Annotated in this window: 1 protein-coding gene and 1 pseudogene; one reads left to right on the top strand and one right to left on the bottom strand. The window is 51.4% G+C overall.

The genetic code is table 11. The features are described from left to right. A pseudogene (locus EXE42_RS16770) lies at positions 1-144 on the top strand (IS5/IS1182 family transposase); the annotation flags it as partial. Positions 145-253: 109 nt separating this feature from the next. On the opposite strand, the gene EXE42_RS20900 reads toward EXE42_RS16770, so the two are convergent. Then, positions 254-403 carry a hypothetical protein gene (locus EXE42_RS20900; protein WP_369333804.1) on the bottom strand — a complete coding sequence of 50 codons (150 nt, stop codon included), beginning with the start codon at positions 401-403 and terminating at the stop codon, positions 254-256. Positions 404-442: the final 39 nt, after the last annotated feature.

Genomic DNA, 442 nt, shown 5'->3' with positions numbered 1-442 from the left:
AAGGCTTATGACGGCCATATTGGGCTGCAGGTCTTTCGGCGCAACGCCGAAGACCTGCAGGCCCTGCTGGCTGACAAGATGTACTCGTGGAGTGATCTCCGGGAAGCCTGTCGTGACGCATCCACGCGTCCAGTGATCAAACACTGCGGAGCGTGTCATAGAACTCTTCACACACTATAGTCAGTCTGGTTACTGTTATAGCAGATTATTAGCTTAGAAGTACGTGCACTTAGTGTACGGAGTTCAAAATAAGTTAGAGAGTGCCCTTTCGTTTCCGAATAATGATTTCTCGTACCCGTTCAACGTGGTTCGTCTCGGATTGAACGAATGCTGTGAGGATGGCTTCGACGATCTCGGAGCGGCTGGCTCCGAGATCGTCACACTCATCGACCAGTTCATCCACTTCTCGCACGATTTCCTCGTCAACAGCGACGCCGAACTT

Origin of the sequence: Halorubrum sp. SP3 (assembly GCF_005435195.1) — an archaeon.
Classification (GTDB): Archaea; Halobacteriota; Halobacteria; order Halobacteriales; family Haloferacaceae; genus Halorubrum; species Halorubrum sodomense.
Note: the sequence above shows the minus strand (reverse complement) of the source record. Positions and strands in the feature narration are given on the sequence as shown.